Annotated in this window: 22 protein-coding genes; 7 read left to right on the forward strand and 15 right to left on the reverse strand. The window is 72.0% G+C overall.

The genetic code is table 11. The annotated features are described in order from the left end of the window. Positions 1-56 precede the first annotated feature (56 nt). Positions 57-248: a DUF3046 domain-containing protein gene (locus ACXDC7_RS12065; protein ID WP_179446162.1), complete on the reverse strand. Its 192-nt coding sequence runs from the start codon at positions 246-248 to the stop codon at positions 57-59. Positions 249-366: 118 nt separating this feature from the next. Here ACXDC7_RS12065 and ACXDC7_RS12070 point away from each other — a divergent pair, with 118 nt between their 5' ends. From ACXDC7_RS12070 to ACXDC7_RS12080, 3 genes are read left to right on the forward strand one after another with little or no spacing between them, the layout of a single operon-like run. Then, positions 367-1,362: a Gfo/Idh/MocA family protein gene (locus tag ACXDC7_RS12070; protein ID WP_459222286.1), complete on the forward strand. Its 996-nt coding sequence runs from the start codon at positions 367-369 to the stop codon at positions 1,360-1,362. Then, on the forward strand, positions 1,359-2,369 hold the full coding sequence (locus ACXDC7_RS12075; RefSeq protein ID WP_459222287.1) for a Gfo/Idh/MocA family protein: 1,011 nt from the start codon (positions 1,359-1,361) through the stop codon (positions 2,367-2,369). The genes ACXDC7_RS12070 and ACXDC7_RS12075 overlap by 4 nt, the downstream gene beginning before the upstream one ends. 37 nt (positions 2,370-2,406) lie before the next feature. After that, positions 2,407-6,945, forward strand: a complete 4,539-nt coding sequence (locus tag ACXDC7_RS12080) for an ATP-dependent helicase (protein ID WP_459222288.1) — start codon at positions 2,407-2,409, stop codon at positions 6,943-6,945. A 37-nt stretch (positions 6,946-6,982) separates the two neighbouring features. On the opposite strand, the gene ACXDC7_RS12085 is transcribed toward ACXDC7_RS12080, so the two are convergent. From ACXDC7_RS12085 to ACXDC7_RS12115, 7 genes are all read right to left on the reverse strand, one after another. Then, positions 6,983-7,282, reverse strand: a complete 300-nt coding sequence (locus ACXDC7_RS12085) for a helix-turn-helix domain-containing protein (RefSeq protein ID WP_343046028.1) — start codon at positions 7,280-7,282, stop codon at positions 6,983-6,985. A gap of 113 nt (positions 7,283-7,395) precedes the next feature. Next, a complete protein-coding gene (locus ACXDC7_RS12090; protein WP_179446157.1) occupies positions 7,396-7,899 on the reverse strand; it encodes a nicotinamide-nucleotide amidohydrolase family protein in 504 nt (167 codons plus the stop codon). Beyond that, entirely contained in the window at positions 7,886-8,488 is a 603-nt protein-coding gene (gene pgsA / locus ACXDC7_RS12095) for a CDP-diacylglycerol--glycerol-3-phosphate 3-phosphatidyltransferase (protein WP_179446156.1), read from the reverse strand. The genes ACXDC7_RS12090 and pgsA overlap by 14 nt, the downstream gene beginning before the upstream one ends. Next, the gene (rimO, locus tag ACXDC7_RS12100; RefSeq protein ID WP_459222289.1) at positions 8,489-9,916 is read right to left on the reverse strand and encodes a 30S ribosomal protein S12 methylthiotransferase RimO; all 1,428 of its coding nucleotides are present in this window, start codon (positions 9,914-9,916) and stop codon (positions 8,489-8,491) included. A 187-nt stretch (positions 9,917-10,103) separates the two neighbouring features. After that, positions 10,104-12,776 carry a DNA translocase FtsK 4TM domain-containing protein gene (locus ACXDC7_RS12105; protein ID WP_459222290.1) on the reverse strand — a complete coding sequence of 891 codons (2,673 nt, stop codon included), beginning with the start codon at positions 12,774-12,776 and terminating at the stop codon, positions 10,104-10,106. Between the two features lie 79 nt (positions 12,777-12,855). Beyond that, positions 12,856-13,677, reverse strand: coding sequence for a bifunctional hydroxymethylpyrimidine kinase/phosphomethylpyrimidine kinase (gene thiD / locus ACXDC7_RS12110; protein ID WP_459222291.1), 822 nt, complete (start codon positions 13,675-13,677; stop codon positions 12,856-12,858). Continuing rightward, positions 13,658-14,656: a thiamine-phosphate kinase gene (locus ACXDC7_RS12115; protein WP_459222292.1), complete on the reverse strand. Its 999-nt coding sequence runs from the start codon at positions 14,654-14,656 to the stop codon at positions 13,658-13,660. The genes thiD and ACXDC7_RS12115 overlap by 20 nt, the downstream gene beginning before the upstream one ends. 63 nt (positions 14,657-14,719) lie before the next feature. Between ACXDC7_RS12115 and ACXDC7_RS12120 the strand changes: the two genes are divergently transcribed. Next, positions 14,720-14,956, forward strand: a complete 237-nt coding sequence (locus ACXDC7_RS12120) for an Lrp/AsnC family transcriptional regulator (protein WP_179446650.1) — start codon at positions 14,720-14,722, stop codon at positions 14,954-14,956. Between the two features lie 28 nt (positions 14,957-14,984). After that, positions 14,985-15,470, forward strand: coding sequence for a DUF3515 family protein (locus ACXDC7_RS12125; protein WP_179446151.1), 486 nt, complete (start codon positions 14,985-14,987; stop codon positions 15,468-15,470). 4 nt (positions 15,471-15,474) lie between these two features. On the opposite strand, the gene ACXDC7_RS12130 is transcribed toward ACXDC7_RS12125, so the two are convergent. The 3 genes from ACXDC7_RS12130 to ACXDC7_RS12140 are packed head-to-tail and all read right to left on the reverse strand — an operon-like array spanning position 15,475 to position 18,410. Further along, the gene (locus ACXDC7_RS12130) at positions 15,475-16,593 is read right to left on the reverse strand and encodes a D-alanine--D-alanine ligase family protein (RefSeq protein WP_459222293.1); all 1,119 of its coding nucleotides are present in this window, start codon (positions 16,591-16,593) and stop codon (positions 15,475-15,477) included. Between the two features lie 39 nt (positions 16,594-16,632). Further along, the gene (locus tag ACXDC7_RS12135) at positions 16,633-17,622 is read right to left on the reverse strand and encodes an NAD(P)H-dependent glycerol-3-phosphate dehydrogenase (protein ID WP_459222294.1); all 990 of its coding nucleotides are present in this window, start codon (positions 17,620-17,622) and stop codon (positions 16,633-16,635) included. Continuing rightward, complete coding sequence (locus ACXDC7_RS12140) at positions 17,619-18,410, reverse strand: lysophospholipid acyltransferase family protein (RefSeq protein ID WP_179446148.1); 792 nt, start codon at positions 18,408-18,410, stop codon at positions 17,619-17,621. The genes ACXDC7_RS12135 and ACXDC7_RS12140 overlap by 4 nt, the downstream gene beginning before the upstream one ends. A 69-nt stretch (positions 18,411-18,479) precedes the next feature. Between ACXDC7_RS12140 and cofC the strand changes: the two genes are divergently transcribed. Continuing rightward, positions 18,480-19,118, forward strand: a complete 639-nt coding sequence (gene cofC / locus ACXDC7_RS12145) for a 2-phospho-L-lactate guanylyltransferase (RefSeq protein ID WP_459222295.1) — start codon at positions 18,480-18,482, stop codon at positions 19,116-19,118. Positions 19,119-19,225: 107 nt separating this feature from the next. Here cofC and ACXDC7_RS12150 read toward each other — a convergent pair whose 3' ends face one another. The 3 genes from ACXDC7_RS12150 to leuC form a co-directional block, all read right to left on the reverse strand. Further along, a complete protein-coding gene (locus ACXDC7_RS12150; RefSeq protein WP_459222296.1) occupies positions 19,226-19,882 on the reverse strand; it encodes an HU family DNA-binding protein in 657 nt (218 codons plus the stop codon). A gap of 165 nt (positions 19,883-20,047) precedes the next feature. Further along, entirely contained in the window at positions 20,048-20,653 is a 606-nt protein-coding gene (leuD, locus tag ACXDC7_RS12155; protein WP_459222297.1) for a 3-isopropylmalate dehydratase small subunit, read from the reverse strand. 20 nt (positions 20,654-20,673) lie between these two features. After that, the gene (leuC, locus tag ACXDC7_RS12160) at positions 20,674-22,089 is read right to left on the reverse strand and encodes a 3-isopropylmalate dehydratase large subunit (RefSeq protein WP_179446144.1); all 1,416 of its coding nucleotides are present in this window, start codon (positions 22,087-22,089) and stop codon (positions 20,674-20,676) included. A 119-nt stretch (positions 22,090-22,208) separates the two neighbouring features. On the opposite strand from leuC, the gene ACXDC7_RS12165 reads away from it, so the two are divergent. Beyond that, a complete protein-coding gene (locus ACXDC7_RS12165; RefSeq protein WP_459222298.1) occupies positions 22,209-22,928 on the forward strand; it encodes an IclR family transcriptional regulator in 720 nt (239 codons plus the stop codon). Here ACXDC7_RS12165 and ACXDC7_RS12170 read toward each other — a convergent pair whose 3' ends face one another. After that, positions 22,929-24,539 carry an SLC13 family permease gene (locus ACXDC7_RS12170; RefSeq protein ID WP_459222299.1) on the reverse strand — a complete coding sequence of 537 codons (1,611 nt, stop codon included), beginning with the start codon at positions 24,537-24,539 and terminating at the stop codon, positions 22,929-22,931. Positions 24,540-24,603 lie beyond the last annotated feature (64 nt).

Consider the following 24,603-nt stretch of genomic DNA (forward strand, 5'->3'; position numbering starts at 1 on the left):
CCCAGTGGAAAACCTAGGCGAACAGGTGTTCGAACCCAAGCGACACGCCGCGGAGGTCAGCGCTCGCTTGCGGGCAGTTCCAGCGCCAGCCAGACGGCGCGCCAGATTCGTTTGAACGGTACGCCCACCGCGATCGCCTCCTCCACGGTGCGACCGAGATCCGGCAACACGGTCTGCGCCGCCCAGACATGGCTGTAGGCCGCACCCAGATGCCTGTCCAGCCGCTCCCAGAGCTCGGTCTCGCGCACCCGGTCAGCGTAGCCAGACCGAGCCTGCAAGACTCGGTCCCGCGCTGCCCACACCGGCCGCTGCCCACACCGGCCGCTGCCCACACCGGCCGCTGCCCACACCGGCCAAAGGAGTCCCGTGAACAATCGCCCGCCCGTCGTCGCCCTGATCGGCGCCGGCGGCATCGCCTCACCGCACCTGGCCGCGTGGCTCGCGCTCGGTGCCACCGTCCGCATCCATTCCGTCGAGGGCGCCGAACGACTGGCGGCCGGAGCCGCCCGGGTCGAGGTCGCCCCCGATCTCGACGCGGCGCTCGACGGTGCGGAGATCGCGGACATCTGCACCCCCACCCCGTCCCATCCGGAGGTCGCCGCCGCCGCGGCGGCCGCCGGGGTGCACGTGGTCTGCGAGAAGCCGCTCGCGCTGACCGCTGCGGCGGCCGACGAGATGCAGCGGATCTGTGCCGAGGCCGGAGTGCGGTTGTTTCCCGGCCATGTCGTCCGGTTCTTCCCCGAGTACCGGGCGATGCGGGCCCACGTCGCCTCGGGTGCGCTCGGCCCGATCGCGGTGCAGCGCTTCTCCCGGACCGGTACGCGGCCGGCCCGCGAGTGGTTCTACGACACCGCGCGCAGCGGCGGCATCGTGATGGACCAGATGATCCACGACCTCGACTTCGCCCGCTGGACGGCCGGCGAGGTGGTCAGGGTGCACGCCCGCGCCACCTCCGGCGGCCCGCAGGGCGTCAGCTCGGCCCAGATCGTGCTGACCCACGACGGCGGCGCCCTGAGCTATGTCACCGGCACCTGGGCCGCGCCGGGCACCGCCTTCCGCACGACCTTCGAGATTGCGGGGCCCGCGGGTCTGGTGCACCACGATTCCGCGGCCCACACCGCCCTGCGGGTCGACGGCGGCGATGCCGGCGCCTCCCGCGGCCTGCTGCCCGCTGCCGCGTTCGGGGAGAGCCCTTACCTGACCGAGCTGCGCGCCTTCTTCGAGGCGGTCCGCGGCGGACCCGAGCCGCCGGTCGACGCCGCAGACGGGGTGGCCGCGGTACGCCTCGGCGAGGCGGCGAACGAATCGCTGGCGACCGGTCGCGCGGTCGAGCTCCGGCCGGCAGGGGTGGTGGCGGCATGACGACGGATCAGTTGACCATCGGGATCGTCTCGTTCGCCCACCCGCACGCGCTGAGCTATGCGCGGGCGCTCGGGCAGCGGGCGGACGTGCGGCTGGTCGCCACCGACCCGGGCCCCTACGCGCCGGGTGAGGATCGCGGCGCAGAACTCGCCGAGAGTGCGGCCATCCCCTACGTCGACACCGTCGACGAGCTCTACGCCGAGGGGCTGGACGGGGTGATCATCTGTACCGAGAATGCCCGGCACCGCCCCTTCGTCGAGCAGGCCGCGGCGGCCGGCGTACCCGTGTTGTGCGAGAAGCCCCTGGCGACCACGGTCGCCGATGCCGAGGCGATGGTGGCGGCCTGCGAACGGGCCGGCGTGGCGCTGATGGTGGCCTTTCCCGTCCGGTTCTCCCCGGCCTTCGCGGCGCTCCGCGAGGCGCTCGCCGCGGGCGCGGTGGGTGAGCTGCGGGCCCTGACGGGCACCAACAACGGGCAGCTCCCCGCGGGCCGCGGATGGTTCGCCGATCCCGAGCTCGCCGGCGGGGGCGCGCTCACCGACCATGTCGTGCACATCGCCGATCTGGTCGATGCGCTGACCGACGGTACGCCCGCCGCGAGCGTCTACGCCCAGAGCAACAATCTGCTGCACCCGACCGCGGCCGTGGAGACGGCCGGCCTGGTCTCGGTGCGCTATGCGAACGGGCTGTTGCTGACCATCGACTGCAGTTGGTCCAAGCCGGCGGACTATCCGACCTGGGGCGGGCTCACCCTGCAGGCCGTGGGTGAGGCCGGGATCGCCGACCTGGACGCCTTCGGCGAGCGGGTGGACGGGTTCGCCGGCGGGCGGCAGACGTGGCTGTCCTACGGCGCGGATGCCGACGCGGTGCTGCTCGACGCCTTCCTCGCCGGCATCCGCGACCGCACGGCACGCCAACCGGACGGGCACGTGGGGGTACGCACGGCGCGCATCGTCGCCGCCGCCTACGAGTCCGCCCGCTCCGGTCAACCGGTCGAGCTCGGCTGAGCCGCGGCTGTCGGTGCCGCGTGGCAGCATCGGTGCGATGACCACGGCACGGACGACCGGCATCGCGAGCGGCGACGCGCTCGCGGGGTTCGCCGCGCCCACCCGCGCGTGGTTCGCGGGTGCCTTCCGGGCCCCGACGCAGGCGCAGTCGCAGGCCTGGGCGGCCATCGGCAGCGGTCATCACACCCTCGTGGTCGCGCCCACCGGTTCGGGCAAGACGCTCGCGGCATTCCTGTCCGCCATCGACCGGCTCGCGTCCCGGCCGGCGCCTGCCTCCCCGCGTACCTCCGTGCTCTACGTCTCCCCGCTGAAGGCGCTCGCGGTGGACGTCGACCGCAACCTGCGGGCCCCGCTGCAGGGCATCGCGCAGGCCGCCCAGCGGATGGGCGAACCGTTCCGTGAACTGAGCGTCGGGGTACGTTCCGGCGACACCTCGACCGGCGACCGGCGCCGGCTCGTGCGCAACCCGCCGGACATCTTGATCACCACGCCGGAGTCGCTGCACCTGATGCTGACCAGCGCCGCCCGCGAGACCTTGCGCGAGGTCGAGACGGTGATCATCGATGAGGTGCACGCACTCGCCGGGACGAAGCGCGGCGCCCACCTGGCGCTCGGCCTCGAGCGCCTCGCATCCCTGTCCGGCAACGACATCCAGCGGATCGGGCTGTCGGCAACCGTGCGGCCGCCCGAGCGGGTCGCGGCCTTCCTCACCGGCAGCGCGCCGACCCGCCCGATCGACATCGTCGCCCCGCCGAGCGAGAAACGCTGGGATCTCGACGTGGTGGTCCCGGTCGAGGACATGACCGACCTGGCCCCGCCGCCCGATGCCGACCCGGCCGAGACCAGCCGGTCGATCTGGCCGCACATCGAGCGGCGGATCCTCGACCAGATCGGGCAGGCGCGCTCGACGATCGTGTTCACCAACTCGCGCCGGCAGGCCGAGCGGATGACCACCCGGCTCAACGAGCTGCACGCCCAGCGGTCCGGGATCGCGGTCGAGCGCGACCAGCCCGCGGAGATTCCCGCGCAGGCGGGCACCTCGGCCGGGCTACCTGACACCGCCGTGATCGCCCGGGCGCACCACGGGTCGGTCTCGCGCGAGCAGCGCGAGCAGATCGAGTCGGCGCTGAAGGCCGGCACGCTGCCGTGCGTGGTCGCGACCTCCAGCCTGGAGCTGGGCATCGACATGGGGGCGGTCGACCAGGTGATCCAGGCCTCGGCGCCGCCGTCCGTGGCCGGGGGGCTGCAGCGCGTCGGCCGGGCCGGCCACGATGTCGGAGCGACCAGCCGCGGCACGTTCTACCCGACCAGCCGCGGCGACCTGCTGGAGACCGCCGTGGTCGTGCAGCGGATGCGCGAGGGCGCCATCGAGGAGGTGGCGACCCTGGACAACCCGCTCGACGTGCTCGCCCAGCAGATCGTCGCGATCACCGCGCTGGACCCGATCGGCGTCGACGACCTCTACGCCCTGGTCCGCCGCGCGCAGCCGTTCGCCCGACTGACCCGCGGGGTGTTCGAGTCGGTGCTCGACATGCTCGCCGGGCGCTACCCCAGCGAGGAGTTCCGCGAGCTGCGGCCCCGGCTGGTCTGGGACCGGCAGGCCGGCACGCTGACCGGCCGGCCGGGCGGCCAGCGGCTCGCGATCATCTCCGGCGGCACCATCCCCGACCGAGGCCTGTTCGGCGTGTTCCTGGTGGGCTCCGACGAGGGCACCCGACGCGGGCCCGGCCGCCGCGTCGGCGAGCTGGACGAGGAGATGGTCTATGAGTCGCGCGTCGGCGATGTCTTCACCCTGGGCACCACGAGCTGGCGGATCGAGGAGATCACCCACGACCAGGTCCTGGTCTCTCCCGCCCCCGGACAGCCGGGCAAGCTGCCGTTCTGGCGCGGCGACGCCCAGGGCCGCCCCCTGGAGCTCGGCCGCGCGCTCGGCGCCTTCACCCGGGAACTGTCGGCGGCTCCGGCGGAGGAGGCGAAGCAGCGGCTGACGGCGATGGGGCTGGACGCCAACGCGGCCCGGGGCGCGGTCGACTATCTGGCCGAGCAGCGGGCCGTCACCGGAGCGCTGCCGACCGACCGGCAGGTGATCTTCGAGCGCTTCCGTGACGAGCTGGGTGACTGGCGGGTCTGCGTCCACGCCCCCTTCGGCACCGCGGTGCTCGCGCCCTGGGCGCTGCTGATCGAGGCCCGCGCCCGCGACCGCCTCGGGCTCGAGGTCCATGCGCGGGCCAGCGACGACGGGATCGTGCTGCAGATCCCCGACACCGACGCCCCGCCGCCGGCGGCCGACCTGATCGTCTTCGACGCCGAGCAGGTCGAGGAGCTGGTCACCGAGCAGGTCGCCGACTCGGCCCTGTTCGCCGCGCGCTTCCGCGAGTGCGCGGCGCGGGCGCTGCTGCTGCCCCGGCGCAGCCCGACCTCGCGCTCGCCGCTGTGGCAGCAGCGGATGCGGGCCGCCCAGTTGCTCACCATCGCCGCCCGGCATCCCGACTTCCCGATCATGCTCGAGACGATGCGGGAATGCCTGAGCGATGTCTTCGACCTCGCCGGGCTGGTCGATGTGCAGCGCCGGGCCGCCGGCCGCGAGCTCGCGGTCGTCGAGGTGGAGACGCCGCAGCCCTCGCCGTATGCGCGATCGCTGTTGTTCGGCTATGTCGGTGAGTACGTCTACACCGGTGACCTGCCGCTGAACGAGCGCCGCAACGCCGCGCTCAGCCTCGATCTCGGCCTGCTGGCGGAGCTGCTCGGCAAGGACGCGGTCTCCGAACTGCTGGACGCGGACGTGATCGCCGGCGTCGAGGACGGGCTGCAGGCGCGCACCGAGGGGCGGCAGGCGGGCAGCGCCGAGCAACTCTTCGACCTGATCCGGTCGGCCGGGCCGTATGCGCCGGGCGAACTGGCGGCGCGATCCACCCAGGATCCGGGCGGCTGGCTGGCCGACCTGATCGCCGCGCGCCGGGTCGCGGAGGTTCGGATCGCCGGTCGGCCGATGATCGCCGCCGCCGATGATCTCGGCCTGTTGCGCGAGGCGCTCGGCGTACCCACCCCCGCCGGGTACGGCACGCCGGACCCGCCCGACGACGACCCGATCGGCGCGCTGACGCTGCGCTGGGCGCTGACCCACGGACCGTTCACCGCGGCGGAGCTGGCCGATCGTTACGGGATCGGCGAGCCCCCGGTGCTGCGGCAGTTGCGCGCCCTCACCTCCGCCGGCGCCCTGGTCGAGGCCCGGTTCACCGAGGCCGGGAGCGGGGCCGACCAGTGGTGTCACCACCGGGTGCTGGGGCTGATCCGTCGCCGGATGCTGGCCAAGCTCCGCGACGGCATCGAGCCGGTCGAGCCGGCCGCCTATGCCCGCTTCCTGCCCCGGTGGCACGGCATCGCCGCGCGGCCCGGCCTGCACGGGGTGGACGGGGTGCTCAGCGCGATCGAGCAGCTTGCCGGGGCGGCGGTCCCGCTGTCCAGCGTGGAAACCACGCTGCTTCCCTCGCGAGTCGCGGACTACACCCCCGCGATGCTGGACGAACTGCTCGCCTCGGGCGAGATCGACTGGGTCGGCGACGGCGCGATCGGCGAGCATGACGGCTGGGTCCGGTTCGGCGTCAGCGGCCTCGAGCTGGAGCGGCCGCAGGGCGACCCGGGATCGCCGGAGGCGACCGAGTTGCTGCGGCGGCTGGCCGGCGGCGGCGCGTGGTTCTTCGACGATCTGCTGCCCGGCGAGGCCAGCCGGACGCAATGGGCCTCCGCCCTGTGGCAGCTGGTCTGGGCGGGGCTGGTGCGCAGCGACTCCTTCGGACCGGCGCGGGCGCTGCTGGCGAGCCAGGGCACACGGCGCGGGCGACCCGCGCGGCCGAGCCGTCCACGCAGCCGCACCGCGCTCAGCGCGGTCCGGGCGGCGCGCGTGGCGCGGACCGGTTCGCCGACCACGGCCGGGCGCTGGTCCGTGGTGCCGGAGCCGGAGGGTACGCCGGACTCGCGGTTCACCGCGGGGCTGTTGGCGCAGCTCGACCGGTACGCCGTGCTGACCCGCGGCGCCGTCCAGGCGGAGAACTCGGCGGGCGGATTCGGTGCCGCCTATCGCGGCCTGTCGGTGCTGGAGGAGCAGGGCCAGTGTCGCCGCGGCTACGTGATCGACGGGCTCGGCGCGGCGCAGTTCGCGCTGCCGGGGGCGGTGGACCGGCTGCGCGCCGATGCCGAGCAGGCGGCGGGCACGGTGCTGCTCGCCGCGACCGACCCGGCGAATCCCTACGGTGCGGCGCTGCCCTGGCCCGAGCGTGCCGGGCACCGGCCGGGTCGTAAACCGGGCGCCCTGGTGGTGCTCGTGGAAGGCAACCTGGCCCTCTTCGTCGAGCGCGGGGCGAGGACGGTGCTCACCTTCACCGACGACACGGACGCGCTCGACGCCGCTGCGGCTGCGCTCGCGGACGGGGTACGCCGCGGCTGGCTCGGCACGGTCCTGGTGGAACGCATCGACGCGCAACCGGTGTTCGAGCCGCACCCGCTGGTCGACGCACTGACGGGGAGCGGTTTCCGGCTGACCCCGCAGGGTCTGCGGCTGCGGGCCGTCGCCGGCTGAGCGGTCGCGTCGCGCTCAGGCGGCGTAGACGGGGGGCTCAGGCGGCGTAGACGGGGGGCTCGATCCGCTTCGGCGGGATCGGCAGCGACTTCAGCGACTCGGTCCGCGCGACCTTGTCGCTGACCGTCCGCAGCAGCACCGACATCGGCACGCCGAGGGATTCGCAGATCGAGGCCAGCAACTCCGAGGAGGCCTCCTTCTGGCCACGCTCGACCTCGGAGAGATAGCCCAGGCTGACCCGGGCATCGGCGGAGACCTCGCGCAGGGTACGCCCCTGATCCGTGCGGGCCTCGCGCAGCGACTCCCCCACGGCCTCGCGCAGCAGCACCGGCCTCACGTCCACCTCCACCATGTGTCGACTCTACCCAAACCTTCCCAACGCGATGACGGGCGGGCCGGGGGCTGATCATCCCGGACTCGCCAGTTCCTGCAACGCCTCGGCGGCGGGGTTCATTCCCCGCCCGAAGCGGCGGCGCCGAGGTCGACGAGCCGGGCGAGCGCGGCCGTCGCGGCGGCGTACCGCACCTCCGAACGGCCGGCGGCCACCGCCGCGGCGGCGACGGTGACGCGGTCGGCGCCGCGATCCCTCCCGTCGGCCCAGCCGACCCACACCGTGCCCGCCGGGTGTCCCTCCTGGGGGTCGGGACCCGCGACCCCGGTGAGCGCCACGGCGACATCCGCGCCGAGCCGGCGCCGCGCGCCGTCGGCCAGCAGTTCGGCGGTCTCGGGCGACACCGCGCCGTAGCGCGCCAGCACCCGCGCCGGTACGCCGGCCAGGGTCTCCTTGCTGTCGGTCGCATAGGTGATCAGCCCGCCGCGATAGACGACCGAGGCGCCCGGCACGGCCGTGATTGCCGCGCCGAGCAGGCCGCCGGTCAGCGACTCACAGGTTGCGGCGGTACGCCCGGCCGCGCGCAGCGCCGCGACCGCCGCAGCGGCGTCAGGCAAGATCACGGGGCGTCCCGCGGACCAGCCGCCATGCCGCGCGCAGGTAGTCCAGGCCGGTCAGCACCGTCAGCACGAGGGCGCCGATCATCGCCACCCAGCCGATGACATCGGGGATCATGATCACCGAGAAGGGTTCGCCCACCGATGGCAGCGGCAGCAGGAAGAGCACGATCGCGGCCGTCTGCAGGGCGGTCTTGGTCTTGCCGCCGCGATTGGCCGAGATCACCCCGTACCTGATCACCGCGAACCGCATGATCGTGATTCCCCATTCCCGCACCAAGATGATGATCGTGATCCACCAGGGCAGCTCGCCGATCACGCTCAGACCGATCAGCGCCATCCCCGTCATCGCCTTGTCGGCGATCGGATCCATCAGTTTGCCGAAACTGGTCACCAGGTTGTGCTTGCGGGCGAGATGGCCGTCGATCAGGTCGGTGATCATCGCCACCACGAAGAGCGCGGTCGAGGCGATCCGCCAGCCGGGATCGGCGGGGTGGGCGATCAACATCCAGCCGAGCAGCGGCACCAGCAGGATCCGCAGCACCGTCAGGGCGTTCGGCACGTTCCACGGCGACACCCGGCCCTCGTCCGCCACTCAGATCACCTCCGCGGCAAGGTCGGCGCCCTCGCTGGCCAGCACCCGGCAGCAGACCAGCTCGCCCACCTCGGCACTGCCGCGGACGAGCGCGGTCTGGCCGTCCACCTCCGGGCCCTGGTGCGCAGCGCGGCCGACCGGCCCGTCCTCGCCCAGTTCCTCGACCAGCACGCTGAGCCGGCTGCCGATCCGGTCCTCGGCGCGCTGCTCGATCAGCGCATCGGCAAGATCAACCAACTCGCCGCGGCGGGCGTCGATCTCCTCGGCATCGAGGTGACCCGGCAGGTCGACGGCCGCGGTGCCCTCCTCGTCGGAATAGCCGAACACGCCGATCGCGTCCAGCCGCGCCGCGATCAGGAAGTCGCGCAACACGGCAAGATCATCGGCGCTCTCGCCGGGGAAGCCGACGATGAAGTTGGACCGGATGCCGGCCTCCGGCGCGAGCGCCCGCACGGAATCGATCAGGCCCAGGAAGGACTCGGCATCGCCGAACCGGCGCATCGCCCGCAGCACCGGCCCCGACGCGTGCTGGAAGGAAAGGTCGAAGTACGGCGCGACCTTGTCAATGCCGCAGATCGCCTCGACCAGCGCTGGCCGGGTCTCGGCCGGCTGCAGGTAGGACACCCGGATCCGCTCGATCCCGTCGACGCCGGCGAGCTGCCCCAACAAGTTCTCCAGGGCGCGGATGTCGCCGAGGTCCTTGCCGTAGGAACTCGTGTTCTCGCTGACCAGGAAGACCTCGCGCACGCCCTGCTCGGCCAGCCAGCGCGCCTCGGCCAGCACGTCGTCCGGCGGCCGGGAGACATAGGAGCCGCGGAAGGCCGGTATCGCGCAGAAGGTGCAGCGCCGGTCGCATCCCGAGGCCAGCTTGAGCGGCGCCATCGGGCCCGCGGTCAGGCGACGGCGTACCGCCGCCCGCGGCCCGGAGGACGGCGCGATCCCGGACGGAAGATCCGGCCGGTCGCCGTGGCCGGGCGTGAAGCCACGGGCCGCCGGCCGGTCGATCGGTGTGATCGGCAGCAGGGTACGCCGGTCGCGCGGCACGTGCGGGGCGTGCCGCTCGCCGGCCAGGATCCCGCGCAGCCGGTCCGCGATGGACCCGTAGTCGTCGAAGCCGAGCACCGCATCGGCCTCGGGCAGCGCCTCGGCGAGCTCGTTGCCGTAGCGCTCGGCCATGCAGCCGACCGCCACGACGGCGCGCGCCGAGCCGGCATCCTTCAGGTCGGCGGCGGCCATGATCGTGTCGATCGAATCCTTCTTCGCCGCCTCGATGAAGCCGCAGGTGTTCACCATCACGGCCTCGGCGTCGTCGGCGGAGTCCACCAACCGGAAGCCGCCGGTCTCCAGCCGTGCCGCCAGTTCCTCGGAGTCGACCTCGTTGCGCGCGCAGCCCAGCGACACCAGGTGGACGGTCGTGGGTTCGGGCACGCGGGCGCTCCTCGCTGCGGGATCGGTTGCGGGGTCGGCGCCCAACTGTACGCCGATCCGCGCCGCGCCCGGGTCAGTTACTGGACATGCTCTCGATCAACCACTTGTCCCGGCCCGCGGGTTTGACCAGCTCGAACTCGACGGTCATCGACGAGCCCGGCCGGGTCGGCGCAGCCGCAGGCCGACGTCAGCCCTCGGCCAGAGTGGCCAGCACCTCGTCCAGTTCGTCGGGTTTGACCAGTACGTCGCGCGGCTTGGAGCCCTCCGACGGCCCGACGATGCCCCGGGTCTCCAGGATGTCCATCAGCCGGCCGGCCTTGGCGAACCCGACCCGCAGCTTGCGTTGCAGCATCGAGGTCGACCCGAGCTGCAGGGTGACCACCAGCTTGGTGGCCTCCAGCACGAGCTCCAGGTCGTCGCCGATGTCCTCGGCGACCTCCTTCTTCGCCTCGGTCGCGGCGGCCACGTCCTCCCGGTACTGCGGGCTGAGCTGCTCGCTGACGTGCTTCACCACCCCGCGTACCTCGGCCTCGCTGACCCAGGCGCCCTGCACGCGGATCGCCCGCGAGGCCCCCATCGGCACGAACAACGCGTCTCCCTGCCCGACCAGCTTCTCCGCGCCGGGCTGGTCCAGGATGACGCGCGAGTCGGTCATCGACGAGGTGGCGAAGGCCAGCCGGGACGGCACATTGGCCTTGATCAGGCCGGTCACCACGTCGGTCGACGGTCGCTGTGTCGCGAGCACCAGGTGGATACCGGCGGCGCGGGCGAGCTGGGTGATCCGGACGATCGAGTCCTCGACATCGCGCGGGGCGACCATCATCAGGTCGGCCAGCTCGTCGACCACGACGAGCAGGTACGGGTAGGGCTCCAGCCGTCGCTCGGAGCCCTCGGGCAGCTTGACCTGACCCGCGCGTACCGCCTTGTTGAAGTCGTCGACGTGCTTGAAGCCGAACGCGGCGAGATCGTCGTAGCGGGTGTCCATCTCCTTGACCACCCACTGCAGCGCCTCGGCGGCCTTCTTCGGATTGGTGATGATCGGCGTGACCAGGTGCGGGATCCCCTCATAGGCGGTGAGCTCCACCCGCTTCGGGTCGACCATCAGCATCCGCACCTCGTCGGGCGTGGCCCGCATCAGCAGCGAGGTGATCATGGAGTTGACGAAGCTCGACTTGCCCGAACCGGTCGCGCCGGCCACCAGCAGGTGCGGCATCTTCGCCAGGTTGGCGATCACGAAGCCGCCCTCGACGTCCTTGCCCAGGCCCATCGTCATCGGGTGATGATCATTGCGGGCCTTCGGCGAGCGGAGCACGTCACCGAGCGAGACGATCTCCTTGTCGGTGTTCGGGATCTCGATGCCGATCGCCGACTTCCCCGGGATCGGCGACAGGATCCGCACGTCGGCGCTGGCGACGGAGTAGGAGATGTTCTTGCTCAGCGCGGTGACCTTCTCGACCTTCACCGCGGGGCCGAGTTCCACCTCGTAGCGGGTCACGGTCGGCCCGCGGGTGTAGCCGGTGACCGTGGCGTCGATGTTGAACTGGTCCAGCACGCCGGTCAGCCGTTGCACCACGTCGTCGGATGCCTTGGTCCGCTCCTTGTGCACGCTGCCGGGCTTCAACCGGCCGGGGTCCGGCAGGACGTACTGCACATCGCCGGAGAGCACCTGTTGCTCGGCACGGGCCGGCGCCGGCGAGTGCTCCGGCGGGGCGGGCTCGGGCCGCGGCTCGCTGCGCGTGTCCGCGGGCCGGGCCCCGGGCTTCGGCCGCGGCGGCTCGTCCGGCTCCAGCTCGGCATAGTCGAACACCCGGTCGTGGTCCTCGACGGGCAGTACGTCCTCCGGCTCGTCCGTCGGCGGGTCGAGGTGCACGGTGGCGACCTGCGGCTGACGCGGACGGCTCGGTGCGGGCGGCAGGTCCGCGCTCTCGGCCTCGTCGTGGTCCTCCTGCTCGTCGCCCGCCACCTGTCGGCCGCCGACGATCGGGGTGTCATAGGCCTCGTCCACGCCGTATTCCGGCTCGTCCTCATCGGTCCCGGCCGGCCGGCGCTGCGGGATCGCCTCGCGCAAGGCCTGCAGCCGGGCGGGAATCTCTTGGATGGCGACGCCGACGACCACGACCAGACCGAAGACCGCCAGCAGCACCAGCAGCGGCGTCGCCACCCAGGTGGTCAGCAGGTCGGCCAGCATCGACGAGGAGATGTAGCCGAGCACGCCGCCCGCCTCGCGCATCGCGGCCGGCTCGCTGGGCGGCGGGATGTTGCGGGAGACGCTGATCAGCCCGAGCACGCCGAAGGCCAGCGCGCCCCAGCCGATCAGTTGCCGGCCGAGCGGCCCGTTGCGGTCGGGGTGGCGCAGGGTACGCCAGGCCATCACCGCGAACAGGACGGGCGCGGCGTAGGCCATGAACTGACCGATCACCGTGGTGGTGCCGGTCACGATGGCGGGCCCGACCGGCTCGGGCAGGCCGAACCACAGCGCGGCCGCCAGCACGATCGCGCAGCCGAGCAGGAACAGTCCGATCCCGTCGCGGCGCAGCTCCGGGTCGAGATCGCGGGCGCTGCCGCCGATCGCCCGGGCGCCGGATCCGGTGGCGAGCGCGATGCCGCGCCACACCTGCACGGTGGCGTACCCGATCGTGCCGAAGAACCCGCGGCCCTGCTTCTTCTTCGCCGGCCGCCGCTTGGCCGCGGCGCCGCTGCGCGCAGCCGGCCGGCGGGTCGGAGCGCCCTTGGCCGGCGTGCGGGTACGCGGACTGCTTCCACCGGTGCGGGTGGACGTGGACTTCTTGCTTCCGGACGACCGCGATCTGGCGCTGCTCGAGGCTGCCGACCGCGGTGGGGAAGACGCGCGGGTCGCCATGCGGGCGAGACTAGTCAACTCCTCGTCCGCTGGCGCGCCACCACGCCGGGCGGGCGAGCAGGATCCCGCTCCGGGCCGCTCAGTCGATCCGGCCGCGCAGCTCCCACAGGTGATCGACCGGCCCGATGCCCGACCCGAGCGCAAACCCGCCGGCGATCGCGCCGGTGACGTAGCGCTTGGCCGCCCCGACCGCCTCCGGCATCTCCTTGCCCAGCGCGAACTGGCAGGCCAGTGCCGATGCCAGCGTGCAGCCGGTGCCGTGGGTGTGCCGGTTGCTCAGGCGCGGGCCGGGGTAGCTGCGGACCGGTTCGGCACCGCGGTAGAGCCGGTCGATCGGCTCGCCCTCGGCGTGGCCGCCCTTGATCAGCGTCCAGGTCTGGCCGAATCCGGCCAGGGCCGCCGCGAGCTCGTCGGGCGGGGTCTGCACGGTCAGGCCGCTCAGCAGCGCCGCCTCACCCAGATTCGGGGTGATCACATCGGCCCGCGCGAACAGCCGCTCGCGCAGGGCGACCACCGCGTCGGGGGCGATCAGCGGGTCTCCGTGCTTCGATGCGCAGACGGGGTCGACGACGACCGGGACCGGCGCGGGCAGCGTACCCAGCAGGTCGGCGACCAGGCCGACCAGTTCGCCGTCGGCGAGCATGCCGGTCTTGATCGCGTCGACACCGATGTCGTCGACGACGCTGCGGAACTGCGCGGTGACCAGGTCCGCGGGCACCGGCCAGAAGTCCTGCACCCCGACGGAGTTCTGCGCGGTCAGCGCGGCCAGCACGCTCATCCCGTGTACGCCGTGCGCGAGCATCGTCTTCAGGTCGGCCTGGATGCCGGCTCCCCCGCCGGAGTCCGAGCCCGCGATCGTCAGCACCCGGGCCGTGGGCAGCTCACCGCCGGAAGTGCTCATAGCCGCTCGCCTCCTCCCACGGCGCGCCGTCCACGAGCACGCCGGGCCCGTCCGGCCCGGCGTCGCGGACCCGGCCGATGACGAGCCAGCCCTCCGGGACCCGACCCTCGTCGAAGGTGGCGGCCAGCGCATGGTCCTCGCCCCCGGTGAGCATCAGGGCCAGCGGATCGCTCCCGGTGGCGGCGGCCACGGCCCGCAGCGGGTCGGGAACCTCGAAGGCGCCGGTATCGACATCGCAGGTCACGTCCGATGCGTCGGCGATGTGACCGAGATCGGCCAGCAGGCCGTCCGAGACGTCGATCAGCGCACCCGCGCCGGCGGCGGCGGCCTCCGCGCCGGCGCCGTAGGGCACCTGCGGCACCTTCTGCGCCTCCACCACGGCGCCCGGCGATCGGAACCCGCGGCTGAGCACCACCAGCCCCGCGGCCGCCCAGCCGACCCGGCCGCGGAGGGCGATCACCTGACCGGGGCGGGCCCCGGAGCGCAACACGGGGCCGCCGGCGGCCGGCGTACCCAGCGCGGTGACGGCGATGGTGACCTCACCGGAGCGGGTCATGTCGCCGCCGACGAGTACCGCTCCCGCGGCCGCCGCCTCCTCGGCCAGGCCCTGGGAGCACTGCCGGGCCCAGCTCGCGGGCAGCTCGGGCGGCGCCGAGAATGCCACCAGCAGGGCGACCGGTCGCGCGCCCATCGCCTCGATGTCGGCCAGGTTCACGGCGGCCGCCTTGCGCCCGACCTCGTGCGCCCACGACCAGTCGCGGCGAAAGTGCACGCCCTCGACCATCGTGTCGGTGCTGCACACGACGGGTCCGGAGAAGTCGATCACCGCGCCGTCGTCGCCCGGGCCGACGCGCACCGCGTCTTCGTCGCCCGGTCCGACGCGCACTGCCTCTTGGGTCGGCAACCCGGCGAGCACCTGGTCGATCAGCCCGAATTCCCCGATCTCGGCGATGGTCGGTCCTGCGCTGTCGGAGCTCACCGGCCACACGGTAGCGTGGCGGCAGCCCGGCGGGTCCGGGCGCGTTGAGACATGGAGGTTCCGATGGTGGTGCAGGCCTACGTTCTGGTCCAGACGGCGGTTGGCAAGGCGGCCGAGGTCGCGGAGGCGATCCGGCAGATCTCCGGTGTCACCCAGGCCGACGACGTGACGGGCCCGTACGACGTGATCGTCCGCGTCGAGGCGCCCAATGTCGACGACCTCGGTTCGCTCGTGGTGGCCAAGGTCCAGGTGGTGCCCGGGATCACCCGCACGGTGACCTGCCCGGTCGTCAACATCTGACCCGCTACCGGTGCGGGACCGCACACCGATGAATCCACACGGGCGGCACCGCACGGGCGGTGGCGCCCTACCGACCGTGCTGTCGGCCCTGGCCGCGCTGCCGATCCTGGCCGGATGCGCCGGACCGGTGGACATCGCCGAGCCACAACCGAAAGCGGCCGCGGCGCAGGCCTGCGCGAAGATGATCGCGGACCTGCCGCCGACCGTCGGCGGCCAGGACCGTCGCGAGGCGCGGCCCGGCCGGACCGGTGCGGCCTGGGGAAACCCGGCGATCGTGCTGACCTGCGGTGGCGAACTGCCGGCCGGGGCCGGCCCCGACGCTCAGTGTTTCGAGGTGAACCAGGTCGGCTGGTACGCCGAGGAGTCCGAGCAGGGGTGGACGTTCACCACCCTCGGGCGGCTCACCCCGGTCCAGGTGACGGTGCCCCCGGAGTACGCGCCGGAGGCCAATGTGCTGGTCGATCTCGCCCGGCCGATCACCGACCATGTGCCCCAGGAGCGCCCCTGCGTCTGACGTCTCAGCGCAGGCCGGCCGGGCGCCCGAGCGCCTGGGACACCAAGGTGTCGATCTGCTCGGCGAAGTCGATGTCTCCGGCCTCGAACACCTTCGGGAACATCGAGGTGGGGGTGAAGCCGGGCAGCGTGTTGATCTCGTTGATCATCACCCGGCCCTCGCGGGTGAGGAACGAGTCCACGCGCGCCAGTCCCTCGCAACCGAGCAGTTCGAACACCCGCAGGGCCTGCTGTTGCAGACGTTCGGTGACGTCATCGGGCACCTCGGCCGGAACCTGGATGGAGACCTCGTCGCCCGGGGTGTACTTGGACTCGTAGTCGTAGAAGCCGTCCTTGCCGTGCATGATCACCTCGCCGACCACCGAGACCCGCGGCGGACCGTCGGGCCCCTGCAGCACCCCGCACTCGAGCTCGCGGGCGTCGACGAAACCCTCCTCGATGATCACCTTCGGATCGTGCCGCCGGGCCTCCTCGATCGCGGCCGGCAGCTCCCCGGCGGTCGCGACCCGGCTGATCCCCCGGCTCGAGCCGGCGCGAGCGGGCTTGACGAACACCGGAAGGGTGAGCGCGCCGACGGCATCCAGCGCCGCGGCCCGGTCGGTGGTCCATTCCTCGGGCGTGATCACCACGAACGGTCCCACGGGTACGCCGGCCGCCTTCAACATCAACTTCATCAGATGCTTGTCCATGCAGACGGCGCTCGCGGCGACTCCCGATCCGGTGTAGCGCAGCCCGGCGGTCTCGCAGACCCCCTGGACGGTCCCGTCCTCGCCGCCCGGCCCGTGCATGATGATCATCGCCACGTCCAGCGGCTCACTGCCCGAGCCGTCGGTCATCGCCAGCACCGGCCCGTTGGCTGTCGGCACCAGGGCAACCTCCGGCCCCGTGCCGTCGAGCTCGGGCAGCCTGCCGTCGACGATCCGCAGCCGCTCGATGTCGGCGGGAGCAACCCGGGTCCAACGGCCGTCGGTCGCGACCCCGATCCCGGTCACCTGGTAGCGGTCGGTGTCGATCGCCCGGACAACCCCGGCGGCGCCCAGGCAGGAGACGCCGTGCTCGCTGCTCGCGCCGCCGAAGATCAGCCCTACCCGGATCGGTCGGTCGGGTCGCTGCTGGTTCGTCACGAGGGCGACCCTAGCCGATGCCGAAGCCGCGTTCTGGCGTCATCGCTCGGGCTTGACGCTGCGCGCCATCAGCGCGTCGATGACCTCGTCCGCGGTCAGTTCGCCCTCGACGACGGGCGCCACCCGCGACACGATCGGCAGTTCGACACCGAGTTCATCGGCCAGCGCGGCCAGCGAACCCGAGGTGGGAATGCCCTCGATCACGCCGGAGCTGGCGGCGAGCGCGTCAGCCACCGACATGCCGCGGCCGAGCCGCTCGCCGAAGCTGCGGTTGCGCGACAGCGGCGAGTAACAGGTGGCGACCAGATCACCGACCCCGGCCAGGCCGGCGAAGGTGTGCGGATCCGCGCCGAGCGCCTCACCGAGCCGGGTGGCCTCGGCCAGTCCGCGCGTCATCGTCGTACCGACCAGGTTGTCGCCGAGGCCTCGGCCGATGATCATCCCGACCGCCATCGCGATCGGGTTCTTGGCGGCACCGGCCAGCTCGCAGCCGACCACATCGTTGTTGGTGTAAGGGCGGAACGACGGGCTGCGCAGGGCATGCTGCACCCGCAGCGTGATCTCGGGATCGAAACCGGCGACGACCGCCCCGGTGGGCAGGCGGGCCGCAATCTCCCGGGCCAGGTTCGGGCCGGCGATCACGGCGAGGCGTTCGGCCGCCACCCCGGACTCGATGATCACCTCGCTCATCCGGGCGCCGGTGCCGGCCTCCAGGCCCTTCGCCGCGGAGACGATGACCGCCTCGGTCGGCAGCGACCACCGGGCGAGGCTGGACCGCAGAGCCTGGGCCGGTACCGCGAGCACGACCAGGTCGGCGGACTCGCAGGCGTCGTCGGCGGAGGTGGTCGCCCGCACCCGGTCGGGCAGCGTGATGCCCGGCAGGTAACGCTCGTTGGTGTGCCGCTGGTTGATCTCGGCGACCTGGTCGGGCCGCCGCCCCTGCAGCACCACCGTGTGCCCGGCATCGCTGAGCACGATCGCGAGCGCGGTTCCGAAGGCGCCGGCACCGAGGACTGCGGCGCGGGTCATCTGCCGGCCGCCCTGGGGCCCACCCGCCGGCCGAGCCGCAGGTCCCACCGACCGGCCGGCGGCTCGGTCTCGCGCAACTGCGCCACCAGGCCGGTGATCGCGTCGGTGATCCGCTCGGTGGCGGTGATCAGGGTGCCGGCGTCCAACGGGCGTTCCCGAAGATCGTCGAGCGGGACCGGGTCGCCGGCGATCAGGCGCATCGTCCTGCGCGGCCACAGCCGCGGCCAGGTCAGGCGCTTGCCGGGCAGCACCTCCTGGGCTCCCCACTGGCCGACGGGAATCACGGGCGCCCCGGTCTCGAGCGCCAGGCGCGCCGCCCCGGTGCGGCCGGTCATCGGCCAGCCCTCCGGATCGGCGGTGATGGTGCCTTCGGGATAGATCGTCACCGACTTCCCCTCGCCGAGCGCGGCCGCCGCCTCCGCCAGCGCGGTGCCCCCGTCGGCGGCCCCCCGCTGCACGCGGATCTGGCCGCAGGCGCGGGCGATCGCGCCCAGCACCGGGGTCCGGAAGATCGCGTCCTTGGCGAGGAAGCGTGGCCAGCGACCGGACCACGCCAGGTAGTGGCCATAGGCGAGCGGATCGAAGTTGGAGATGTGGTTGACCACGAAGATCGCCGGCCCCGAGCGCGGGATCTTGTCCTGCGCACGCCAGTCGCGCCGGGTGATCCGGCGCAGCAGCGCGGCGAGAATGCCGACCGTCCGGCGCAGGCCTGGCTCGGCCGGCTCGGTGTTCACGCGATCCAGCGGGGCGGCGGCCGGGTCCGGCCCGACCGGTGAGCGATGCGGCATGTTCTCCTTCGGCTGCGGTCGGCTCCACTGTAGGAGATCCGGTTCTTCGCCACATGGCAAGATCGTCCGGTGCCCAGTGCGACCGACAATCACCCGTTCGGCGCGGTCGTCGCGTTGAAGGCCCTCGGCCGGGCGAAGACGAGGATCGGTGGCGATCCACGGCTGCGGGAACGGCTCGCGATGGCAATGTTGCTGGACACGGTCGGCGCCCTCCAGCGCGTCGCCGAACGGATCGTCGTCGTCGGGGTCGGCCTCGCACCGGTCACCGCCGAGGTACCCGTCGAAGTGGTCGAGGATCCGGGCCAGGATCTGAATGCCGCCCTGATCGTCGGCGCGGATCGCCTGCTCAGGCAGGGATCGGGCAATGTCCTGGCCTGTGTCGCCGACCTGCCGGCCCTGCGGCCGAGCAGCGTCGCCGCATTCGTCGGCGCCGCGCCGGACCGGTCCCGGACGTTCCTTCGCGATGCCGCGGGTACGGGCTCGACCATGCTGTTCGGGCGGGCGTTGCGTACCGGAAACGATCTTCAACCGGGCTTCGAGGGCGCCTCGGCGCTGCGGCATCTGCGATCCGGCGCGCTCGATCCGGGGGGTGCGTGGCCGGATGCGCGGCTGGATGTCGACACGATCGCCGACCTCCGCCGGGCCGCCGAGCTCGGACTGGGGCCGGCGACCCGCCCCCTGTTGGAGATGATCACCGGAACCGGCTGACGGCGTCGATCCGCCGGGCAGACGCCGGTCCGAGGATGATCGATGTCTCGGAGATGCCGGCGGCGGCCCGGATCATCCGGGCCGCCGCGGCGGAGATGGTGCTGCGATCAGGAACGACGCGCGCTCTTGCGCGCGGGCGCCTTCCGGGTCGCGGTGGCGCGCGTGGTCGCGCGGGCGGCGCTGGTCTTCTTGGCCGGAGTCGCCTTCTTCGCAGTCGCCTTCTTGGCGGTCGTCTTGCTCGCGGTCGTCTTCTTGGCGGTGGCGCGGGCCGTGGTCGCCTTCTTGGCGGTCGCCTTGCTGACGGTCTTCTTGGCCGGGGTGGCCTTCTTCGTCGCCGTCTTGCTCGCGCTCGCCTTGCTCGCGGTCGCCTTGCTCGCGGTCGTCTTGCTCGCGGTCGTCTTGCTCGCGGCCGTCTTGCTCGCGGTTGCCTTCGCCGTGGACCTGGTGGCGGTCGCCGTCTTCGCCGCGGTCGCGCGCGGGGCCTTCTTCTCCCCCGACACATAGGCCTTCAGCTCGGTGCCCGCCCGGAACCGCGGAACGTTGGTCGCCTTGGCGCGCTTGCGCTCGCCGGTCCGCGGGTTGCGCACCATCCGGGAGGGACGGCGCACCTTCTCGAACACGCCGAAGCCGGTGATCGATACGCGGCCATCCTTGGCCGTCGAGAAGATGATCGTCTCGACGACGGCATTGAGCGCGCGCCCCGCCTCGGCCTTGTTGCCGTCGAATTGCGGCGCCAGTGCTTCGATCAGTTCAGCCTTGTTCACGGTTTCCTCTTAGTCCTAAGGCACCCTGCTGGTCAGGGTTGCGGAGCATTCGGCCCGAATGCTGGCACTCACGCTAAACAGTGCAATCGCACATGACAAATACCGACATGCCGAGTCGCGATCATGTCGGCGGGGTCAGCGGTGATGATCGCCGGCGCCGCGGCCTCAGGAACCGCTGGCCACCGGCAGCGTGCTCGGCTTGAACGGCAGGCGTCTTCCTTCGTAGGCAGTGATGTCGGACTCGTTGCGCAGGGTCAGCGCGACATCGTCCAGTCCCTCCATCAGCCGCCACCGGGTGTAGTCGTCGATCTCGAAGTCGATCGTCCACCCGGCGACCGTGATCGTCCGGTGCTCAAGATCAACAGTGATCTCGAGCGACGGGTCGCCCGCCACCAGCTCCTGGAGCTTGTGCACATCGGATTCGTCGATCACCGCGATCACGAGCCCCGCCTTGCCCGAGTTGTTGCGGAAGATGTCGCCGAAGCGGGATCCGATCACCACCCGGAAGCCGTGGTCCATCAGGGCCCACACCGCGTGTTCGCGCGAGGAGCCCGTGCCGAAGTCCGGGCCCGGGATCAGGATCGTCGCACCTTCGTGGGCCGGGTCGTTCAGCACGAACGACGGGTCGTTGCGCCAGGCCGAGAACAGACCGTCGGCGAATCCGGTACGCGTGACCCGCTTGAGGTACACGGCCGGGATGATCTGGTCGGTGTCGACATTGCTGCGGCGCAGCGGCACAGCGGTCCCGGTGTGCGTGGTGATTGCTTCCATGATCAATTCCTCGCGATTCTTCAGACGAGCGACGGTTGGGCAAGATCGGCGGGCGAGGCGAGCCGGCCGACCACCGCGGTCGCCGCCGCAACGGCCGGCGAGACCAGATGGGTCCGGCCGCCCTTGCCCTGCCGGCCCTCGAAATTGCGATTCGAGGTGGAGGCGGCCCGCTCACCGGGCGCGAGCTGGTCCGGATTCATCCCCAGACACATGGAACATCCGGCAGCCCGCCACTCCGCACCGGCAGCGAGGAAGATCTTGTCCAGGCCCTCGGCCTCGGCCTGCAGCCGGACCCGGGCGGAGCCGGGAACGACCAGCATGCGCACCCCGTCGGCGACGCGGTGCCCGTCGATCACCTGCGCGGCCAGCCGCAGATCCTCCATCCGCCCGTTGGTGCACGAGCCGACGAAGACGGTGTCGACACCGATCTCGCGCATCGGCGTACCCGCGGCCAGGCCCATGTACTCCAGCGCACGCTCGGCGGCGTGGCGCTCCACCTCGTCGGTGAAGCTCGTGGGATCGGGCACGGCCTCGCCGAGTGCGACGCCCTGGCCGGGATTGGTGCCCCAGGTGACGAACGGCGAGAGATCGCTGACGTCGAGATCGACCTCGACGTCGAAGGAGGCGTCATCATCGGTACGAAGCGTTCGCCAGTAGGCCTTTGCGGCCTCCCACTGCTTGCCCTCGGGGGCATGCGGGCGACCCTCGAGATAGGCGAAGGTCGTCTCGTCCGGGGCGATCATGCCGGCCTTCGCCCCCCATTCGATGCTCATGTTGCAGATCGTCATCCGGCCCTCCATCGAGAGCCGCTCGATCACCGGGCCGCGATACTCCACCACATAGCCCGCGCCGCCGCCGGTCCCGACCTTGGCGATCAACGCCAACACGACGTCCTTGGCGGTCACCCCTTCGGCCAGCTCCCCGGTGACGTTGACCGCCATCGTCTTCGGACGCGCCTGCGGCAGGGTCTGGGTGGCCAACACATGCTCGACCTCCGAGGTCCCGATACCGAACGCCAGCGCGCCGAACGCCCCGTGGGTGGAGGTGTGCGAATCACCGCAGACCACGGTCATCCCCGGCTGGGTCAGCCCGAGCCAGGGCCCGATGATGTGCACGACGCCCTGGTCGGGGTCGCCCAGGCTGTGGATCCGGACGCCGAACTCGGCGGCATTGCGGCGCAGGGTGTCGACCTGGGTACGCGAGGTCGGGTCGGCGATCGGCTTGTCGATGTCCAGCGTCGGAGTGTTGTGATCCTCCGTGGCCAGGGTGAGATCGGGTCGGCGTACCGTCCGGCCGGCCTGCCGCAGGCCGTCGAAGGCCTGCGGGCTGGTCACCTCGTGCACGAGATGGAGGTCGATGAAGAGCAGATCGGGCTCCCCCGGCGCGGACCGCACCACATGGTCCTCCCACAGCTTGTCGCTCAGCGTCTTGCCCATCGCTTCCTCTCCTCGTCCCCGATCCTGCGGCACCCGGTGCCGTTCCGGCTCATCGCAATCCTGCTCGTCCGTCGGTGCCGCCAGTTGCATTCCAGCATCCGAGACGGCAGTATCATCACATGGACAACACTAGCGGCGTCGGCGTTCTCGACAAAGCGGCCGTCGTCTTGACGGCTCTGGAGGGTGGGCCGACCACCCTCGCCGGGCTGGTCAGCGCGACAGGGCTGGCCCGCCCCACCGCGCACCGCCTCGCGGTGGCGCTGGAGCACCACCGGCTCGTCGGCCGCGACCTGCAGGGCCGGTTCGTCCTCGGGCCGCGGCTGGCCGAACTGGCCTCGGCGGCCGGTGAGGATCGTCTGCTGGCCACCGCCGGGCCGGTGCTCGCGCGATTGCGCGACATCACGGGCGAGTCGGCCCAATTGTTCCGCCGACAGAACGAGTTCCGGGTGTGCGTGGCCGCCGCCGAGCGAAGCTCCGGGCTGCGCGACACCGTGCCGATCGGTTCCCAGCTCACCATGCAGGCGGGCTCGGCCGCCCAGGTACTGCTTGCCTGGGAGGAGCCCGAGCGGATGCAGCGCGGGCTGCGCGATGCCCGCTTCTCCGCGGCCGCACTGTCCAATGTCCGGCGGCGCGGCTGGGCCCAGTCGGTTGCCGAGCGCGAGTCCGGGGTGGCCTCGGTCTCGGCGCCGGTACGCTCCCCCAGCGGCAAGGTGATCGCCGCGGTCAGCGTGTCGGGCCCGGTCGAGCGACTGACCCGTCAGCCCGGCCGGATGCACGCGCCGGCGGTGATCGCGGCCGCCGACCGGCTCAGCGAGGTGTTGCGCCGGTCCGGCGAATGATCATCCGCCGAGGAAGGCGAGCGGGATGAGCGCCATGCCGAGCAGCGTGATCACGACGATGCCGATCACGTTCAGCCACAGGCCGCCCTTCACCATCTGCCCCACGGTCACATAACCGGAGCCGTAGGCGATGGCATTCGGCGGCGTCGCGACCGGCAGCATGAATGCACAGGTGGCCGCGAGCGCGACCAGCACGGTGAGCATCAGCAGCGGCTGGTCGAGGCCGATGGCGAGCCCGGCCACCAACGGCAGCACCGAGGCCGCGGTCGCCGTGTTCGAGGTCAGCTCGGTCAGGAAGATGACACCGGCGACCAGGACGGCGACGAGCGCGATCGTCGGCAGGAAGCCGAGTCCCTGGGCACGCTCACCGACCCAGGCCGTGAGGCCGCTGTCGGTGAACTGGGACGACAGCGCCAGGCCCCCGCCGAAGAGCAGCAGCACGCCCCACGGCAACTGCACGGCGCTGTGCCAGTCCAGCAACCGGACCCCCTTCGCCGCACCGGCCGGGAGGATGAACAACAGCACGCCGACGGCCATCGCGATGCCGGCATCCGACAGCGGCGGGCTGTCGAAGAGCAGCGGCAATGCAACCCAGGCGATCACGGCGAGCACGAAGATCGCCAGGACCCGCTTCTCCCCCGACGCCATCGGACCGAGCTTGCGCAGTTCCTCACTCATCAGCTCCCGGCCGCCGGGGATCTCGGAGATCTCGGGCCGGAACAACACCTTGGTCAACAACAACCAGGTCACCACGAGCATGATCAGCGCGATCGGCAGGCCGACCAGCATCCACTGCCCGAAGCCGATCTGGATGTCGTAGTTGCTGGACAAGAAGCCGACCAGGAAGGCATTCGGCGGCGTGCCGATGATGGTCGCGAGGGAGCCGATCGACGCGGCGTAGGCGATACCGAGCATCAGCGCGGTGCCGAAATTGGAGCGGACGACCTCCTCCTTGACCGCCGGTGAGGTCGGATCCGGATCCTCGACGGCCGACGACCCCTGGCTTTCCTCCCGACCGGCACCCCGGTCGACCCGCCGCGCGAGCCCCGTCGCGAGCATCAGCACGGAGACCCCGATCGGCAGCATCATCACCGCGGTCGCGGTGTTCGACACCCACATGGACAAGAAGCCGGTGGCGAGCATGAAGCCGGCGACGACCATCGGCGGCCTGGTGCCCATCAGGCGCACGGTCGTCAGCGCGATCCGCCGGTGCAGGTTCCAGCGCTGCATGGCCAGGGCGAGCAGGAAACCGCCCATGAACAAGAAGATGATGTTGTTGCCGTAGGACGCGCCGACATCGTCGAACTTGACCTCGGTGAACGCGGGGAAGATCACCAGCGGCACCAGCGCGGTCGCCGGGATCGGGATCGCCTCGGTCATCCACCACACCGCCATCAGCGCGGCGGTCGCGGCCGTCAGCCGGCCGGCATGTCCGAGATCGGCCGGCAGCACGAAGTAGATCAACACGGCAACGCCCACGCCGATCCCGAGGCCGATCCAGCGGATGCGCCGACGCTGGTCGGCCGGCTCCTGCTCGCCCGGGGATCGCCCCTGCCGTTCGGTCTCGGTGAACTCGGTCTGTTCCCCGTAGCGGTCGGTGTGTTCGGACACGATGCGCTCCCCTCGGCGACGTCGGCGTGGGTGAGGCACCACCCTAGTGCCGTGCGCCGCGGCG

The organism is Naumannella huperziae (genome assembly GCF_054073625.1).

Coding starts and splice junctions, on each gene's coding strand:
- leuC (WP_179446144.1), bottom strand. CDS start 22,089: ATGGGCAAGACGCTGAGCGACAAGCTGTGGGAGGACCATGTGGTGCGG.
- ACXDC7_RS12140 (WP_179446148.1), bottom strand. CDS start 18,410: ATGCCGCATCGCTCACCGGTCGGGCCGGACCCGGCCGCCGCCCCGCTG.
- ACXDC7_RS12105 (WP_459222290.1), bottom strand. CDS start 12,776: ATGGCGACCCGCGCGTCTTCCCCACCGCGGTCGGCAGCCTCGAGCAGC.
- ACXDC7_RS12080 (WP_459222288.1), top strand. CDS start 2,407: ATGACCACGGCACGGACGACCGGCATCGCGAGCGGCGACGCGCTCGCG.
- ACXDC7_RS12165 (WP_459222298.1), top strand. CDS start 22,209: ATGGACAACACTAGCGGCGTCGGCGTTCTCGACAAAGCGGCCGTCGTC.
- thiD (WP_459222291.1), bottom strand. CDS start 13,677: ATGAGCACTTCCGGCGGTGAGCTGCCCACGGCCCGGGTGCTGACGATC.
- ACXDC7_RS12125 (WP_179446151.1), top strand. CDS start 14,985: ATGAATCCACACGGGCGGCACCGCACGGGCGGTGGCGCCCTACCGACC.
- ACXDC7_RS12120 (WP_179446650.1), top strand. CDS start 14,720: ATGGTGGTGCAGGCCTACGTTCTGGTCCAGACGGCGGTTGGCAAGGCG.
- leuD (WP_459222297.1), bottom strand. CDS start 20,653: ATGGAAGCAATCACCACGCACACCGGGACCGCTGTGCCGCTGCGCCGC.
- ACXDC7_RS12135 (WP_459222294.1), bottom strand. CDS start 17,622: ATGACCCGCGCCGCAGTCCTCGGTGCCGGCGCCTTCGGAACCGCGCTC.
- ACXDC7_RS12075 (WP_459222287.1), top strand. CDS start 1,359: ATGACGACGGATCAGTTGACCATCGGGATCGTCTCGTTCGCCCACCCG.